Raw genomic sequence first — 15202 nt, 5'->3', positions numbered from 1 at the left:
ACGGCGCGGCGCGAGGTCCTGAACGGGACAGGCGGCCTGCGCCAAAGCCGCTACACTGCCCGCCATGACGCCGACCCCCACATTCGCTGTGGCTTTCCTGGCGGGGCTGGTTTCGTTCTTAAGCCCCTGCGTGTTGCCGCTGGTGCCCAGCTACCTGGGCGTCCTGGGCGGCGAGCGCGCGCCCTGGGGCCGCGCCCTGGGGTTTGTGCTGGGGTTTGGGCTGGTGTTCATGGCGTTGGGGGCCACCGCCAGCAGCCTGGGGGCCCTCATCGCGCCGTACAAGGCGCTGCTGGGGCAGGTCTCGGCGGCGCTGATCGTGTTTTTTGGGTTGCTGATGCTGGGCGTGATCCGCCTGCCCATCCTGATGCGCGACACCCGCGCGCTGGCCAACGCTGGGGGCTACGGTCCGGTGGCGCTGGGGGCCGCCTTTGCCTTTGGCTGGAGCCCGTGCCTGGGGCCCACCCTGGGCAGTGTGCTGGGCCTGGCGGCCAGCACCGCCAGCCTGGGCAGCGGGGTGGCCCTGCTGGCCGCCTACACCCTGGGCCTGAGCGTGCCCTTCCTGCTGGCCGCGCTGCTGTGGCACCGGGTGAACCTGCGGCGCCTGAACCGCTACGCTGGGGTATTTGAAAAGGTGGGCGGGGCCCTGCTGGTCGTGGCCGGCCTCCTGATGCTGACCGGGCAGTTCACCCGCCTGGCCACCTTTTTCTATGAGGTGATGCCCAAGTGGCTGACCCTGTAGGTGCCCCACCCGCCCTGCAACTGCGCGGGGTGTGGCTGCGCCTGGGCCGCGAGGTGATCCTGAGGGGGCTTGACCTGGACATTCCGGCCGGGCAGGGCGTGACGCTGCTGGGCGAGAACGGCGCGGGCAAGACCACCCTGCTGCGCCTGCTCTCGGCCGGGCTGCGGCCCACCCGGGGCGAGGGGCGCGTGTTTGCCTACGACCTGCGCGACAGCCGCGCGGTGCGCGAGTGCGTGCACCTGATGCCGGTGGACGGCGGCCTCTACCCCGACCTGACCTGTCAGGAAAACCTGCTGTTTGCCCTGCGGATGCACGGCCAGCGCGGCGACGTGGCCGCGGCGCTGCGCCGGGTGGGCCTGCAGGCTGCGGCCACCCGCCGCGCCCGCTTCCTGTCGGCCGGGATGCGCAAGCGGCTGGCCCTGGCACGCGCGCATCTGCTGGCGCGGCCCCTGACCCTGGTGGACGAACCCTTTGCCAATCTGGACGACGCCGGCCGGGCCCTGGTGCAGACCCTGCTGGGTGAGCTGGGCGCCCAGGGGGTCACCCTGGTGATTGCCGCCCATGAACCGGCCCTGGCACGCGCGGTGGCGCCCCGCGCCCTGCGGCTGGTGCAGGGCGCCCTGCATGAGGACCGCCCGCTGTGACTTCCCTGCGCGGCGCGCTGCGGATGGCGGCGGTGGTGGCGGCCAAGGACCTGCGGGTGGCGGGCCGCACCCGCGACACCCTGCTGGCCACCGCTTTTTTCGCTGGACTGGTGCTGCTGGTGCTGGGCCTGGCCCTCAGCGGCAGTGGCCAGGCCCCGGGGCAGCGCGCGGCGCTGGCGGCTGGGGCCATCTGGACCGCGCTGGCCCTGGCGGCCGCCGTGGGCGCGCAGCGGGCCTTTGCCCAGGAGCAGGAGGCCGGCGCGCTGGAGCAGCTGCTGGCCTACCCCGGGCCCCATGGGGCGCTGTACCTGGGCAAGCTGCTGGGCGTGCTGCCGCCGCTGCTGCTGGTGGCGGCCCTGACTGTGCCCACCGGGCTGGTGCTGTTTGGCGCGGTGGAAGGCGCCGCCCCCCCTGGCCGCCCGGCCCCCATGACTGGCCTGCTGCCCTGGGCCGCGCTGGCCCTGACCACCGGGCTGGGCGTGGTGGGCTTCGCGGCTGGCACCACCTTTTACGGCAGCATCACCGTGAACCTGCGCGCGCGTGAAGCCCTCTTGCCTGCGCTGGCCTTTCCCATTCTCGTGCCGGCCGTAATTGCCACTGTGAAGGCCACGGCGCTGCTGCTCTCGGGTGGCTGGAGCACGGAGGTGGGCACGTGGCTGACCTTCCTGGCGGCTTTTGACGTGGGCACCATTCTTCTGGCGACCCTGCTCTTCCCGGCCGCTGCCGAGGGGTAGAGCCTAGCTGTCGGCCAAGGGAGGATGACCTACGGTGCGTAGGATCTCCACACACCTGAACTGGAGCCCATCAGCTACCACAGTCACATCCACCGAGTCCCCAATAAACCGCCATACCCATTGGTCACCGATCACGTGCCGCCGGTAGACGCCTTCGACTCCAGACAATTCATCGTCAAGTCTTGGTGGCCGCTTGCGTACCGTCAGGTCCCAGACCAAGGTGGGCATTGTCTTTAGGACCAAAGCGCGCGCATCTACGAGACTTTCAAAGCGTTCACTGGCCCTGGCGTCAGCGGCGCTTTGTACAAAGCGGAACCCTCCCTCAGGCGTAACCACCATTCCGGCCAGTTCGGGACGGCGATGCAGCGCAGCCTGAATCGTTAGAGTTACGCAGACATCTCCATCTTGTTCTTCCAACTGCCACAGCATCCCCGAACCAGACATGCTCAGAAACCACCCAGGCTCGTAGACTTCAAAATCTCTGATATCACTCAACATACTTTCAGTCTGCCGTTTACCCCTCGCCGACCCCTATGATTCCAGCGCCGCCAGCACCGCCCGCAGGGCCTCGCGCTCCTGCTCGGCCTGGGCCGTTTCGCCCCGGCGCTCATGCCACGCAATCAGGTCTTCACGGCTGGCGGTGTCGAAGGGGTCGGCAGCCACGGCGGCGCGCAGGGCGTCGCGGCGGCGCACATCGCCTTCAGGCTGCGCTTCGGCGTGTAGGCGCAGGGCGTCGTGCAGCACCCGCTCGGCCTGGGCGCGCTCTTCAAGCAGTTCGGCGGGCAGGTCGCCCAGCACGCTCAGGGGGGCTGTGACCGGGCGCAGCAGGTCAGTCAGGCGGCGGTGGTCCCGGGCCTGCACCGCGCCGCGCAACTCGTGCAGGTCGCTGCGCACCGGAAACAACAGCGACAGCAACCCGCGCTCGCTGGCCACCAGCGGTACCGAAAACACGCTGCGCAGGTGATACACGGCGGTCTGCAGGCTGGCCAGCGGATTTTTGGCCCCCGGCCAGAAGCGTTCGGCCAGCACCTCGCGCGGCTGCGGATGCTCGGCCAGGGCCAGGGCCACCAGCAGCGCCGCACTCTTGCGGGTGGGAAAGTCCGCCAGCCCCAGCTGCCGCCCGGCGTGGGTCAGGCGCAGGGGCCCCAGGGTCTGCACATGCAGCGGAAACAGGGCGCGCGTGGCGTCATCGTGGGCCAGAGCGGCCAGGGGGGCCGCCGCGCGGGTGCCCAGCAGCGGCAGGTACCCGTGGGTCTGGATCAGGTCCAGCGCCTCGCGCAGATCGTCGGGGGCGCCGCGTTCCAGCAGGGCGGTGGCCAGTTCCAGCCGCGCTTCCTCAGCGCGGGCGGCCTCAATCACATCGTCCAGGGCCGCTTCGCCCAGCAGCGCCGCTTCCAGTTCGGCACGCAGGCCCAGGGGGCGCGCGTGGGCCAGCGCGGCGCGGGCGGCCCCAGGCTGGCCCTGCTCCCGCTGCGCCCGGGCCTGGAGCAGCGCCACTTCAGCCTGCAGGCTGCGGTCCTGGGTGGTGGTGCGCGCCAAGACCTCCAGGGCCCCCGCCGGGTCGCCGCCCTGCAGCGCTGCCAGGGCCTGCAGGCGCCCAGTCCAGCCGCGCACCCCGGGCAGGTGAGCGTGGGCACTGGCCTCCTGCAGCTGCGCGTGGCATTCGGCCAGCTCGCCCAGCAACAGGTGGCATTCGGCCAGATTCAGCAGCGCCAGCGCGGTTTCGGTGGGGTGGGAGTCACGCAGCAGGGTCAGGGCGGCGCGGTAGGGCCCCAGGGCTTCACGCAGCAGCCCGCGCCCAAACTGCAGGGTGCCCAGCGTTTCCAGGCTGCGGGCTTCGCGCACGGGGTCAGCGGCGGCCCGGAAAGCAGCCACCGCCGCGTTCAGGCTGCGCTCGGCCTCGGCGTGGCGGCCCTGCTGCACCAACAGGGTGGCGCGGTTGTGGTTGGCCTCGCCCGCCGTCAGGCCCGGCCAGTGGGCGGCCTGGGCAAAGTCGTCCAGCGCCCCCGCCACGTCCCCTTCCATGGCGCGCACCACGCCGCGGGCGTTGTGGGCCAGCGCCGTGGCGGGGGCCGCCAGCCCCGCCAGGGCGCTGGTGTACAGCGCGTGGGCACCGCTCAGGTCGTGCGCGGCGCGGGCCAGCAGGCCCGCCACATACAGGGCCGGGGGCTGCTCGCGCCAGACGGGCGGCAGCGCGCCCAGGCGTGCGCGCAGCGCCGCTTCGCCCTGGGCGCTGCGGGTGGTCCAGGCCAGCAGGTCCAGGTAGTCGGCCCAGCAGCCCCCGGCGGCCAGGGTGTCCAGCGCGGCCGCCGCAAAGCCCCCGGCCTGCAGGGCCTGGGCCGCGCGGCGCACCTCTTCGGGTGCCGGCAGCGGCGCCAGAAAGCGCCGCAGCGTCGTGGGCAGCGCGGCCCCCTCACCGGCCAGCCACAGCCAGCCGCCGTCCAGCAGGGCGGCCCATGCTGCTTGCGGCACGGCCAGCGCCTCGGCCACCGCTGGGGTCAGCCAGGTGGCGCAGGCCAGCTGCCGCGCCGCTGGGCGCAGTTCGGGGGGCGGCAACAGGGGGCCCAGCAGCGCCGTGGCCTGGGGGTGGGTATGCGCGGCCGGCTCGCCGGGAAAGGCGCGGGCCAGCGGCAGGGCGCCGGGCCAGCCGCCAGATGCGGCGTAACTGGCCGCCGCCTGCTCGGGGGTCTGCCCGGGCAGCGCGGCGGCCCACTCGTCCGGGGTGGGCAGCAGCTCCTGCCCACTGAGCAGCAGCGGCGCGGGCAACAGGAGCGCGGCTTCTTCCAAGTCGCCGCGCCGCGCGGGCACCCACAGCCAGGGCGGGTCGTCGGCCTGCGGCCGGCGCCGCAGCACCACCCGGCCGGCCGAGAGCGCCCAGGCTTCCAGGCCCGGCTGGTTCGCGCCCACATCTGCGGGCGCCACCACACCGCCGGGGGCCGCGTGCAGGCGCGCCCGGAGCCGGGCAGGCAGGGGCAACATCTGCCCAGTATAGAGCGCCTCCTGGGGCTGTTCTGGGGCCGTGTGGGCGGGGGTGCGCCGGGCCAGAGGCGGGCGGCGGGGTGCCCCCGGACACCCGCCGCATTCAAACCAACCTCATCTGCCCACCAGGGCGCTGCAGGCCTGCTCTGCAGCCCCGGTCTATGCCCCCCGGCGGCGGCGCGGCCTTCAGGGAACCTTGAGCCTCGGGCGCTTTCCAGACCGCCTGTGGAGATTTTGTGTTTTTTTTGAGGGCCGCTTGCTGGAATGGCCTCACCTCAAATTCACCGGCTGCACCCCACCCGCCCAAGGAGCCTGCAATGAAGAAAGTGTCCACCACCGTTTTGGGTCTGACTGTCCTTCTCTCCGCCTGTGGCCAGAGCACCCCGCAGGGGCAGAGCCCTGCCGCTGCCCGTTCCGGCAGCCTGCAGGCCCAGGCCACTACAGCCACCGTTTCGGCCTGCTCGGCGCTGTACGCCAGCGGCCCCAGCGGCGTGCAGGTGGACAGCAGCATGCGCTACGGGCAGGTGGGCACCCTGATCCTGGCCTTTGCCGACGACACCAGCAAGGGCCGCGCGATTACCTGGATGGACTCCACGCTGCCGGTAGACCCCGGCAACGGCCTGGGCGCCTTTGAGAACCTGCCGATGATCGCCCTGAAGACGCTGGTGACCCAGGAACTCGTGGCGCAGCTGCAGGCCAACCTGCCGGGCCTCGTGTCCATCTACCAGGACGCCCCCCTGAGCTACAAGCTGGCCGAAAGCGTCAAGTTCATCGGGGCCGATGTGGCGCGCAACACCTACGGCGTCACCGGGCGCGGCGTGGGCGTGGGCATCATTGACTCGGGCGTGGACGGCACCCACCCGGACCTTACGCATGTGGCCAAGAACGTGAAGCTGGCAGGCCCCCTGACCGACACCCCGGCCGGCGGCTACCTGTACGTGGACCTGCCCAACACCGACACCAGCAGCGGGCACGGCACGCACGTGGCCAGCACCATTGGCGGCTCGGGCGCGGCGTCGGCCGGCGCACGCGAGCGGCGCGGCGTGGCCCCCGGCGCCACCATCGTGGGTGTGGGCGCGGGCGAGGGCCTGAGCATCCTGTACGCGCTGCAGGGCTTTGACTACCTGATGAAACCCGAGATCCGCGAAACCTACAACATCCGCGTGATCAGCAACTCCTGGGGCTCCAGCGGCGAATTTGCGCCGTACAACCCCATCAGCCTCGCGGCCAAGCGCGCCTATGAAGCGGGTATGGTCGTGGTGTTCGCCGCTGGCAACGAGGGCCCCGGCGCCAACACCCTCAACCCCTACTCGGCCAGCCCCTGCGTGATGAGCGTGGCGGCCGGCGACAAGCAGGGTTACCTGGGCGACTTTTCCAGCCGTGGCCGCGCGGGTGATCCCCTGGTGCACCCGGATGTCACCGCCCCCGGCGTGGACATCAGCGCGGCGCGCGCCCTGACGGGGCTGGCCGCCACCACCGTGCCCGACGTGGACAACCCCCGTTACAGCACCATCAGCGGCACCAGCATGGCGACCCCGCACATCAGCGGTGTGGTGGCCCTGATGCTGGAAGCCAACCCCAAGATGAACCTGGACAGCATCCTGGCGACCTTCAAGAAGACCAGTCGCAAGATGTACTACGCCGCGCAAACGGGCAGCGGCCTGGACCCCAACCAGGTGGTGGTCAAGCAGCGCGAGGAGTGGGAAGTGGGCTACGGGTATGTGGACGCCAACGCCGCCGTGCGTGAAGCCGTGCGCCTGAACCCTGTGCGCTACAGCGTGCAGACCACCGCGCTGCCCGGCTGGACCGGCACTGTGGGGGCGGCCGTGTGTGCCCCGACCGCCGGCTGCGTGCAGAACGCCGAGCATACCCAGACCCTGAATGTGCCCAGCGGCGCGAGCGTGCTGCGCGTGGCCACCGAATGGGGCAACCCCGCTTTCGACCTGGACCTGGAGGTCTACAACCCGGCTGGGCAACTGGTGGGCTCCAGCGCCCAGGGCACCAGCACGGGCGAAGCGGTCAGCATTCCCAAGCCGGTGGCGGGCACGTGGCGGGTGGTGCTCAAGGGGTTCCTGAACGCGCCCACCACCTACACGGGCAGCGCTGAGGTGGACAAGATCGTGCGGCAGTAAGCGCCGCGCACACCGGAACGGGGGCCACGGCTCCCGTTTCGCCGTGTGGCACGGCAGTCGTACGGACGGCCCTCCATTTCCAGGACAGAGCTGGCTGCTCCTCGCCTCCGGCGCTGTTGCAGCCCAGTGCCCGCACATCCGTCCTTTTTCCTTCTCCGCGGCGCCGCTCTGCAAGCCCCTCTGGTCGGAAACACGCCATACCGGGTGACGGAGCTTGTCGGAAGTCGTATGAGATTGCGCTTCAACCCTTCGCCTCCTTCGCCTGCTCTGCGCGGCTTTGCAGGCGAGAACCTGCCGCTCGGGGGCCGGGGGCCGGGCCGCCGGACAAGGGCCCACCCTGGCCTCTGCGCCTCCCCGCAGCGGGGACACTCGCACTTGCCCCTCAGCGCCCAGCGCGCGATTCTGGGCACACTGACGCGGCCCGCACGGTTGATGCTTTGTCCGGCGGGGCACAATAGAGGAGCGATATGAAACGAGACCTCACAACCACCCTGCTGGGCGCGGCCACCCTGACCTGCGTGCTGGCGGTGCTGGGCCTGGGCCTGAGTGCCCCGCTGGATGCCAATCAGGGCTCGCTGGTGCGGCTGATGTTTGTGCACGTGCCCACCGCCTGGCTGAGTTACCTCGCCTACGGCGGCACCGGGCTCTTTGGCCTGCTGTACCTGATCCAGCGCCGCCGCCACTGGGACCGCCTGGCGATGGCCAGCGCCGAGATGGGCGTGCTGTTTACCCTGGCCACCATCGTGGGCGGGATGCTGTGGGCCAAACCCACCTGGGGCACCTACTGGGTGTGGGACGCCCGCCTGACCACCACGGCCCTGAGCCTTGTGGTTTACGGCGGCTACCTGCTGATCCGCAGCCTGATGGACGACCCCGATAAACGCGCCCGCGTTTCGGCCGTGGTGGGCATTGTGGGCACGCTGTACGTGCCGGTGAACTACATGGCCGTGGAGTGGTGGCGCGGCGTGCACCAGACCCAGACCCTGATGCTGCTGGGCAAGATCCAGTGGAAGGCCGAAGCGGTGTACCTGCCCACGCTGCTGTTTTCGGTGTTCACCTTCACGGTGCTGTATGTGTACCTGCTGCGGCTGCGCGGCATCTTGGCGGCCCGTGAAGAAGCGCGCGAGGAACGTGAACTGATGAGTGACCTGGGCGCAGGGGTGGAGGCTGTCCGTGGATAAATATGCCTGGTACGTGATCGTGACCTACGCCGCGTCCTTTGGGGTGCTGGCGGGCTACCTGCTGTGGATCTGGCGGCGCCTGAAGGCCACCGGTTCCCAGGACGCTGGAGACGCCCCGCGGTGAGCGCGCCCCTCTCGCCGTTGCCCCGCGCCCGGGTGCGCCGCCGCAGTCCCTGGCCGGTGGCGCTGGGGGTCGCGGCTCTGGTGGCCCTGGTGGGCGCCATTGCGTTTGGCAACCTCAACCGCAGCCTGGAATATTTCGTGACTCCCACCGAGTACCACGAGCAGCGCGCCCAGTTGCAGGGCCGCCCCATCCGCATCGGCGGGCTGGTGCGGCAGGTGAAGTACGATCCCCAGACGCTGGAACTGCGTTTTGTGGTCTCGGATGGCGGGGCCAGCTTTCCAGTGCAGTACACCGGCGCGGTCAGCGACCTGTTCAAGGAAAACCAGGGCGTCGTGGTGCGCGGCGAGTTTCAGGGGGACACCTTCCACGCCTCGGACCTGGTGGTCAAGCACTCTGAAGAATACCGCGTGCCCAACACCCAGGCCGAGCTGAAGGACATGCTCAAGTCCGCGCCGTGAGGCCGGCACCGATAAGGACGCCGCTGTGTTGAACCTGATTTCGTTTGCTGGGGGCGCCGCCGCCCCCCTGGGCCAGCTGAGCCTGCTGGGCGCGCTGCTGTTCAGCGTGGCGGGGCTAGGGTTGGCGGTTCTGGGCGGCCTGACCCGTGACGTCCGCGCCACCGAAGCCGCCCGGCGCGCGGCGTGGGCGGTGTTCGCCCTGGTGTCCCTGGCCACGCTGGTGCTGCTCTCGGCCCTGCTGCGCGACGACTTCTCCGTGCGCTACGTGGCCGAGCACTCCATGCGCGCCTCGCCCACCTGGGTGAAGGTGACTGGGCTGTGGGGGGCGCTGGAAGGCAGCATTCTGCTGTGGGCGTGGCTGCTGGCCGGCTTTACCTTCATTCTCAGCCTGACCCTGCGCCGCGACGCCCTGCGGCCCTGGGCCCTGGGCGCCATGTTCGTGAGCCTGCTGTTCTTCGTGGGCGTGTGCGCCACGGTGGCCTCACCGTTCACGCCGCTGGCCAGCATTCCTGCCGATGGCCGCGGGCCCAACCCCGCCCTGCAAAATCACTGGATGATGGCCGTGCACCCGGTGCTGCTGTATCTGGGCTTTGTGGGGCTGTCGGTGCCGTTTGCCTACGCGGTGGCGGCGCTGGTGACAGGCCGCCTCTCGGACCACTGGGTGGTGGTCACCCGTCGCTGGACGCTGGTGGCCTGGACCTTCCTGACGGCCGCGATTGTGGCGGGCGGCTGGTGGAGCTACGAAACGCTGGGCTGGGGCGGCTACTGGGCCTGGGACCCGGTCGAGAATGCGTCCTTTATTCCCTGGCTGCTGACCACCGCCTTCCTTCATTCCATTCAGATTCAGGAGCGCCGCGGCCTGATGCGCTCGTGGAACGTCTGGCTGATCGTGCTGGCCTACGCCAGCACCGTGCTGGGCACCTTCCTGAACCGTTCAGGCATTGTGCAGAGCGTGCACGCTTTTGCCGGCGGGCCGGTGGGGCCCGTGTTTCTGGGCTTTCTGGCCCTGCTGCTGGTGCTGGGCACCCTGCTGGCCGCGTGGCGCGCGCCGCACCTGCGCGACGACGCCGAACCCCCCGCCGCCCTGAGCCGGGAAGGGGCGTTCCTGGCGGGCAACTGGCTGTTTCTGGTCTTTGCGGTGATGGTGCTGGTGGGCACGCTGTTTCCCACCTTCGTGGAGGCCGCCCAGGGCCGGCGCGACGCCAGTGTGGGCCCGGCCTTTTACAACGCCTTTGCCATACCGCTGGGCCTGGGCCTGCTGCTGCTGATGGGCGTGGGGCCGCTGCTGCCCTGGCGCCGCGCCGAGGGGCAGGGCCTGTGGCGGGCGCTGTGGCCGCTGCTGGCCGCTGGTTTGGGCGCTGCCGCTGTCACGGCCCTGCTGGGCATTCGCCACCCCGGGGTGCTGGCGACCGTGGGCCTCAGCGCCTACAACCTGCTGGGCCTGGGCCTGCTGACCGTGCGCGCGGCCCAGCAGGCGGGCGGCCTGGGGGCCACCCTGCGCGCCCAGCCCCGGCGCTACGGCGCGTATCTGGCGCACGTGGGGCTGGTGGTGGTGGCGCTGGGGCTGGCGGGCAGCGGGACCTACCGCCGCGACGCCCAAGTGACCCTCAACCTCAACCGCCCCGTGCAGCTGCTGGCCGAGCAGCTGGAGCTGACCGGTCTGAACAAGGTGACGCGCTCAGACGGCACCTCCACCGTGGCGCAGGTGCGCATTGACGGCGAACCTTTCCGCGCGCGCATGAACACCTACCTGCAGGGCGGCGACACCCCGTTTCCGTCACCGGCGGTGCGCTACCGCCTGACCGGCGACACCTACCTCGTGATGACCGGCGCCGACCCCAAGGGCCAGTGGGCCAGCGTGCGCCTGATTGAAAGCCCGCTGGTGTCGTGGCTGTGGTGGGGCACCCTGCTGATCTGCCTGGGCGCCAGCCTGACCCTGGTGAACCCCGTGCAGGTGCGCCGCGCCGCCGCGCCCCGCCTGGCCCCCGCCACCGATTAGAGGACCCCATGACCGAACCCGCCCCTGCCCCCACGCCCGCGCCCCTGTGGCGCCGCCTGCTGCCGCCCGTCATTGCCTTTGTTTTGGTAGCCATCTTGGCTGCTGCGCTGCGCATTCCAGCGAGCAACAACCAGACCGGTGGCCCTCTGGTGGGCAAGCCGGCCCCCGCCTTTACCCTGCAGAGCCTGGACGGCGTGCCGGTCAGCCTGGAGAGCCTCAAGGGGCGCCCGGTGGTCCTGAACTTCTGGGCCTCGTGGTGCGGGCCCTGCCGCGCCGAGGCGCCGCTGCTGCGCGAACTCAGCGAGCGGCAGGGCAGCGGCGAGGGCCTCGCGGTGATCGGCATTCTGTTCAACGAGACCAGCGAGAAAAACGCCCGCGACTTTATCCGCGAGTACGCCCTGGCCTACCCCAACCTGAAAGACCCGGGGCTGGACACGGGCGTGAACTACGGCGTCTCTGGCATTCCCGAGACCGTGTTTGTGGACGCTGGGGGCGTGGTGCGCCACATGGACCGGGGCGGCCTGACCCACGAGAAGCTGAACGCGGGCCTGAAGGCCATTGGGGTGCCGGGCCTGTGAGGGCGGCCCTTCCCCTGCTGCTGAGCCTGGGTCTGCTGGGCGGCGCGCTGGCCGCCCCGGCGCTGACCCCCTCGCAGGAAGCGCGCGCCGTGGCCATCCAGAAAAACCTGCGCTGCCCGCTGTGCGACACCGGCGAGTCCATTGCCGATTCGCGCTCGGACATCAGCGTCAAGATGCGCGAGTCGGTGCGCGAGCAGGTCGCGGCCGGGCGCACCGACGGGGACATTTACGTGTATTTCTCGCAGCGCTACGGCAACTTTGTACTGCTGGACCCCCCCAAGACCGGGCGCAACCTCCTGCTGTGGGGCACGCCACTGCTGGCCCTGGCGGCTGGGGCGGGCGTGCTCTGGCGCCTGCTGCGCCGGGGCCGCGCCACGGCCGCCAAAGCGGGCCCCGAGCCCGAAACGGCCTTTGATCCCTACCTCGCGCAGGTCCAGCGCGACACCCGCGCCCAGGAGCGCCCATGAGCGCAGGGGCCCTGCTGAGTCTGGGCGTGCTGGCGCTGGTGCTGCTGGCCTGCCTGTGGCTGGTGACAGAGCCGCTGCGGGCCGCCGCCCCCGAAGACCCCGACGCCCCCGAACGCGCCCGGCTGGAGGCCCAGCGCGAGCAGCTGTATGCCCAGCTGCACACCCTGAGCGATGAAGCCGCGCGCCCCGGCCTGGAGCGGCGCGCGGCCCTGACCCTGCGCGCGCTGGACGCCCTGCCCCCGGCCCCCCGTTCCGGCCGCCGGGTGCGGCCCCTGGCGCTGGGCCTGCTGGCCGTGGCCACGCTGGCGGTGGGGGCCGGCGCCCTGACCTTCATTCCGCGCTGGCAGCTGGCGGCCCTGAACCCTGCCGAGGCCCAGAACGTGCAGGCCACGCTGGCGCTGCCAGCCCTGAAAGCCCGTGCCGAGCGCACCCGCCAGAACGCCGATTATCTGGCCTGGGGCAAGGCCGCCTTTGATTCCGGGCGCTACGACGAGGCGGTAAGCGCCTACGGCAACGCCCTGAAACTCAATCCGCGCCAGCCCGAAGCCCTGCGCCGCCTGGGTATTCTGCTGCTCACCCGTGGCGAGCGGGGCGGGCAGGCGCCCAGCGCGCAGGACGCCACCCAGGCCGCGCTGCTGATCCGCACCGCCGCGCAACTGGCCCCCCAGGAGCCTGAATCCCAGCTGCTGCTGGGCTTTGCGCTGGCCCGCTTTGGGCAAGACGAAGACGCCCTGCGCGCGCTGGAACGCTACCGCACCCTGGACCCCCAGGGCCGCGACGCCGACGAACTGATCACCGCCATCCGCGCCCGCCAGAACGAAACCGATCCGGGCCTGCGCGTGTACGCGGCCAACTGCGCCTCCTGCCACGGGCCCAGCGGCGGCGGCGGCGTGGGCCCCAGCCTGCGCGAATCGGTGCTGAGCAGAGACGCCCTGCGGCAGATCACCCTGCAGGGCAAGGGCGCCATGCCGGGCTTCCCCAAGCTGCGGGGGGCCGAGCTGGAAGCCCTGCTGAACCTGCTGGAAAGCTGGCAGCCATGAAAGCCCGGCGCCTGACCCGCCGGGCGGTGCTGGAACGCTGGTGGGTGCTGCCCGTGGCAGGCACCGCCGGGGCCTTTGGCTACATGGGCTTTTATGCCACGCGCGTGCTGCGCGGCAAGAACGAGGCAGGCCCCCCCGCCTTTGAGCCAGGGCCCGCGCAACAGGTGGCGCCCCTCTCGGCCCTGAAGACGCCGTGGGCCGAGCACCTGTTCACCTACGCCGGGCGGCCCTGCACGCTGCTGCGCGTGCCGCGCCCGGTGGCTGGCGGCCTGAGTGTGGAGGACGTGCATCTGGCGGCCTTTTCCCGAGTCTGCACCCACCTGGGCTGCGCGGTGAATCTGGTGCGCGACCCGGAGGTGCTGGCCTTTGCCTTCAATTACCGCCCGCCCGACGGTCAGCCGCACCTGGGCTGCCGCTGCCACTACAGCGTGTTCTCGGCGCTGGACGCTGGCAAGGCCGTGTTCGGCAAGGCCAACGGCCCCTTGCCCCGGGTGCGCCTGGACGTGCGCGGAACAGGCGCGCAGGCCACGGTGTGGGCCACGGGTATTGAACCGGCCCCGGCACTGGGAGGCTGAAGCCATGCCCCCACTGACCTACACCACAGGCGACCTGCAGGCCGCAGCGGGCGTGCTGCAGGCCAGCGCCGCGCAGCTGGAGGCCCAGGGGCAGGCCCTGTGGCCCCTGGCGAGCCTGACCCCAGAGCGCCTGGCGCGCCATTACCCCGCTGGGGGCTGGCAGGTGGCGTGGCGCGCCGGGCAGGCGGTGGGCACCTACTGCCTGCTGGACCGCGATCCCCCCTTCTGGCCGGACGACCCCCCCGGCGAGGCCCTGTACCTGCACAAACTGGCCGTGCATCCGGCCGCCCAGGGCAGTGGCCTGAGCACCCTTCTGCTGGCCGACGCGCGGGCCCGCACCCAGGCGGCCGGGCGCCCCTGGCTGAAACTGGACACTGCCGCGAATCGCCCGGCCCTGCGCGCGCTGTACGAACGCGCCGGTTTCGTGCCCTGCGGCGAGCGCGAGGTGTTCGGCTTCCGGGTGGTGCTGTTCCGGCAGCCTACGGGCGCGGGAGCGTAAAGGGCAGGGAGAGGTTCCCCGACAACAGATCCCCAAGTTCAAGCCGATCCGTCCGCGTCTGGCGTCTTCTGGACGGGTGGGGACGCCGCCTGATCTTCCCGCAGCACCTCGCGGAAGGCGCGGCTGAGCTCGTCTTCAGGGAGGGGCGGCGCCGTCCAGTGCTGCACAGGGGGCGCCGGTGGCGGGGGCAGCGTGCCCTGCCCGAACAGCCCATTGAGGGCCACGCCCGCATGCCCCAGACCTCGCCGGAAGGTCGCCCACGCCTCCAACCACCCTCGTCTCTTTGCTGGGCGCCTTGTGGCCTGCGGTTTGGTCGGCATCCGCACCAGCCTAGAAAGCTGGCGACAAGCGCAAATCCGTCAGGTGGCCTAAGCGCTTTCTGCACGGGTGGCCGATGATTGCACCGCAGGGGTCATACGGCCCCCGAAAATTCCGTCAGGCGCTGCGGAATTTCTCCACCCACAGAGATTTGCAGAGCCGTCCAGCAGAGAAGGAGCAGGAAAGGGATATCCGGGCAGTGGACGTGGAAGTCGCCGCAGGAGAGCAACGTCCTCTTCTGTTCTGCGTGCTTCCAAAGATGGACGGGAGCCCGAATCACACGGCCTTTCAACCAGCCTGCTGGTTTCGCCCGCCCACCAGTTGCGCGCTTCGCAGCAGGGCGGCCTGGGCGTCGTGCAGGGCGCGCACATGCATCTGCATGTGGGCCACGCTGCCGCGCACCAGTTCGTATTCTGCCGGGGTGGTCCAGCCGGGGCGCGGAATGAGTTTCAACAGCCGCTCCAGATGATCGGCGTGGGCCAGCCGTTCCAGACTGCGGTGCAGGGCCGCCACCTCCTCGGCCAGGGCCAGCAGGTCGTGGGGCGCAGGGGAATGGCGAAGGGTCAATTCAGACTCAGGGGATTCAGACATCAGCACAACCTCCAGGGCGGCAGACAGCGGCCAGGGTGGGCAAGGTGGACGCGGGCGGCCCCTGTCCTCCCCCGGTCAGGGAGACGCCCGCGTGTCCTCTTGCCTGCTGGGCATGGTGACGCCCCGTGCGTGATCAGCTCATGA

Annotated in this window: 17 protein-coding genes; 13 read left to right on the top strand and 4 right to left on the bottom strand. The window is 70.9% G+C overall.

The features are described 5' to 3' along the window. Positions 1–64: 64 nt before the first annotated feature. Genes K7W41_RS05760 through K7W41_RS05750 form a run of 3 tightly spaced genes read left to right on the top strand, consistent with a single transcriptional unit; the run spans position 65 to position 2117 of the window. Complete coding sequence (locus tag K7W41_RS05760) at positions 65–739, top strand: cytochrome c biogenesis CcdA family protein (protein WP_224605604.1); 675 nt, start codon at positions 65–67, stop codon at positions 737–739. Then, a complete protein-coding gene (locus K7W41_RS05755) occupies positions 724–1383 on the top strand; it encodes an ABC transporter ATP-binding protein (RefSeq protein WP_224605601.1) in 660 nt (219 codons plus the stop codon). Before K7W41_RS05760 ends, K7W41_RS05755 begins: the two co-directional genes overlap by 16 nt. Before the next feature lie 23 nt (positions 1384–1406). After that, the gene (locus K7W41_RS05750) at positions 1407–2117 is read left to right on the top strand and encodes a heme exporter protein CcmB (RefSeq protein WP_224606196.1); all 711 of its coding nucleotides are present in this window, start codon (positions 1407–1409) and stop codon (positions 2115–2117) included. A 3-nt stretch (positions 2118–2120) separates the two neighbouring features. Here the strand turns inward: K7W41_RS05750 and K7W41_RS05745 are convergent, their stop codons facing one another. Beyond that, positions 2121–2615 carry a hypothetical protein gene (locus tag K7W41_RS05745; protein ID WP_224605599.1) on the bottom strand — a complete coding sequence of 165 codons (495 nt, stop codon included), beginning with the start codon at positions 2613–2615 and terminating at the stop codon, positions 2121–2123. Positions 2616–2648: 33 nt separating this feature from the next. After that, the gene (locus K7W41_RS05740) at positions 2649–5096 is read right to left on the bottom strand and encodes a tetratricopeptide repeat protein (protein WP_224605597.1); all 2448 of its coding nucleotides are present in this window, start codon (positions 5094–5096) and stop codon (positions 2649–2651) included. Between the two features lie 317 nt (positions 5097–5413). Here K7W41_RS05740 and K7W41_RS05735 point away from each other — a divergent pair, with 317 nt between their 5' ends. The 10 genes from K7W41_RS05735 to K7W41_RS05690 all read left to right on the top strand — a co-directional run bounded on the left by K7W41_RS05735 (position 5414) and on the right by K7W41_RS05690 (position 14149). After that, positions 5414–7228, top strand: coding sequence for a S8 family serine peptidase (locus K7W41_RS05735; protein WP_224605595.1), 1815 nt, complete (start codon positions 5414–5416; stop codon positions 7226–7228). 467 nt (positions 7229–7695) lie between these two features. Then, complete coding sequence (gene ccsA, locus K7W41_RS05730; protein WP_224605594.1) at positions 7696–8409, top strand: cytochrome c biogenesis protein CcsA; 714 nt, start codon at positions 7696–7698, stop codon at positions 8407–8409. Continuing rightward, entirely contained in the window at positions 8402–8533 is a 132-nt protein-coding gene (gene ccmD, locus K7W41_RS05725; RefSeq protein WP_224605592.1) for a heme exporter protein CcmD, read from the top strand. Before ccsA ends, ccmD begins: the two co-directional genes overlap by 8 nt. Continuing rightward, the gene (ccmE, locus tag K7W41_RS05720; RefSeq protein ID WP_224605589.1) at positions 8530–8991 is read left to right on the top strand and encodes a cytochrome c maturation protein CcmE; all 462 of its coding nucleotides are present in this window, start codon (positions 8530–8532) and stop codon (positions 8989–8991) included. The genes ccmD and ccmE overlap by 4 nt, the downstream gene beginning before the upstream one ends. A gap of 25 nt (positions 8992–9016) precedes the next feature. Further along, positions 9017–10990: a heme lyase CcmF/NrfE family subunit gene (locus tag K7W41_RS05715; RefSeq protein ID WP_224605587.1), complete on the top strand. Its 1974-nt coding sequence runs from the start codon at positions 9017–9019 to the stop codon at positions 10988–10990. An 8-nt stretch (positions 10991–10998) separates the two neighbouring features. Next, positions 10999–11568, top strand: coding sequence for a TlpA family protein disulfide reductase (locus K7W41_RS05710; RefSeq protein ID WP_224605585.1), 570 nt, complete (start codon positions 10999–11001; stop codon positions 11566–11568). After that, a complete protein-coding gene (locus tag K7W41_RS05705; protein ID WP_224605582.1) occupies positions 11565–12035 on the top strand; it encodes a cytochrome c-type biogenesis protein in 471 nt (156 codons plus the stop codon). Before K7W41_RS05710 ends, K7W41_RS05705 begins: the two co-directional genes overlap by 4 nt. Continuing rightward, positions 12032–13075, top strand: coding sequence for a c-type cytochrome (locus K7W41_RS05700; RefSeq protein ID WP_224605579.1), 1044 nt, complete (start codon positions 12032–12034; stop codon positions 13073–13075). Before K7W41_RS05705 ends, K7W41_RS05700 begins: the two co-directional genes overlap by 4 nt. After that, complete coding sequence (locus tag K7W41_RS05695) at positions 13072–13650, top strand: Rieske (2Fe-2S) protein (RefSeq protein WP_224605576.1); 579 nt, start codon at positions 13072–13074, stop codon at positions 13648–13650. The genes K7W41_RS05700 and K7W41_RS05695 overlap by 4 nt, the downstream gene beginning before the upstream one ends. Before the next feature lie 4 nt (positions 13651–13654). Beyond that, positions 13655–14149, top strand: coding sequence for a GNAT family N-acetyltransferase (locus K7W41_RS05690; protein WP_224605574.1), 495 nt, complete (start codon positions 13655–13657; stop codon positions 14147–14149). A gap of 38 nt (positions 14150–14187) precedes the next feature. On the opposite strand, the gene K7W41_RS05685 is transcribed toward K7W41_RS05690, so the two are convergent. Both K7W41_RS05685 and K7W41_RS05680 read right to left on the bottom strand, forming a co-directional pair. Next, positions 14188–14469, bottom strand: a complete 282-nt coding sequence (locus K7W41_RS05685) for a hypothetical protein (RefSeq protein ID WP_224605571.1) — start codon at positions 14467–14469, stop codon at positions 14188–14190. A gap of 286 nt (positions 14470–14755) precedes the next feature. Continuing rightward, positions 14756–15058 (bottom strand): hypothetical protein, encoded by a 303-nt coding sequence (locus tag K7W41_RS05680; RefSeq protein WP_224605570.1) that lies wholly within the window; start codon positions 15056–15058, stop codon positions 14756–14758. Positions 15059–15202: the final 144 nt, after the last annotated feature.

The organism is Deinococcus multiflagellatus, assembly GCF_020166415.1.
Lineage (GTDB): Bacteria > Deinococcota > Deinococci > Deinococcales > Deinococcaceae > Deinococcus > Deinococcus multiflagellatus.
Note: the sequence above shows the minus strand (reverse complement) of the source record. Positions and strands in the feature narration are given on the sequence as shown.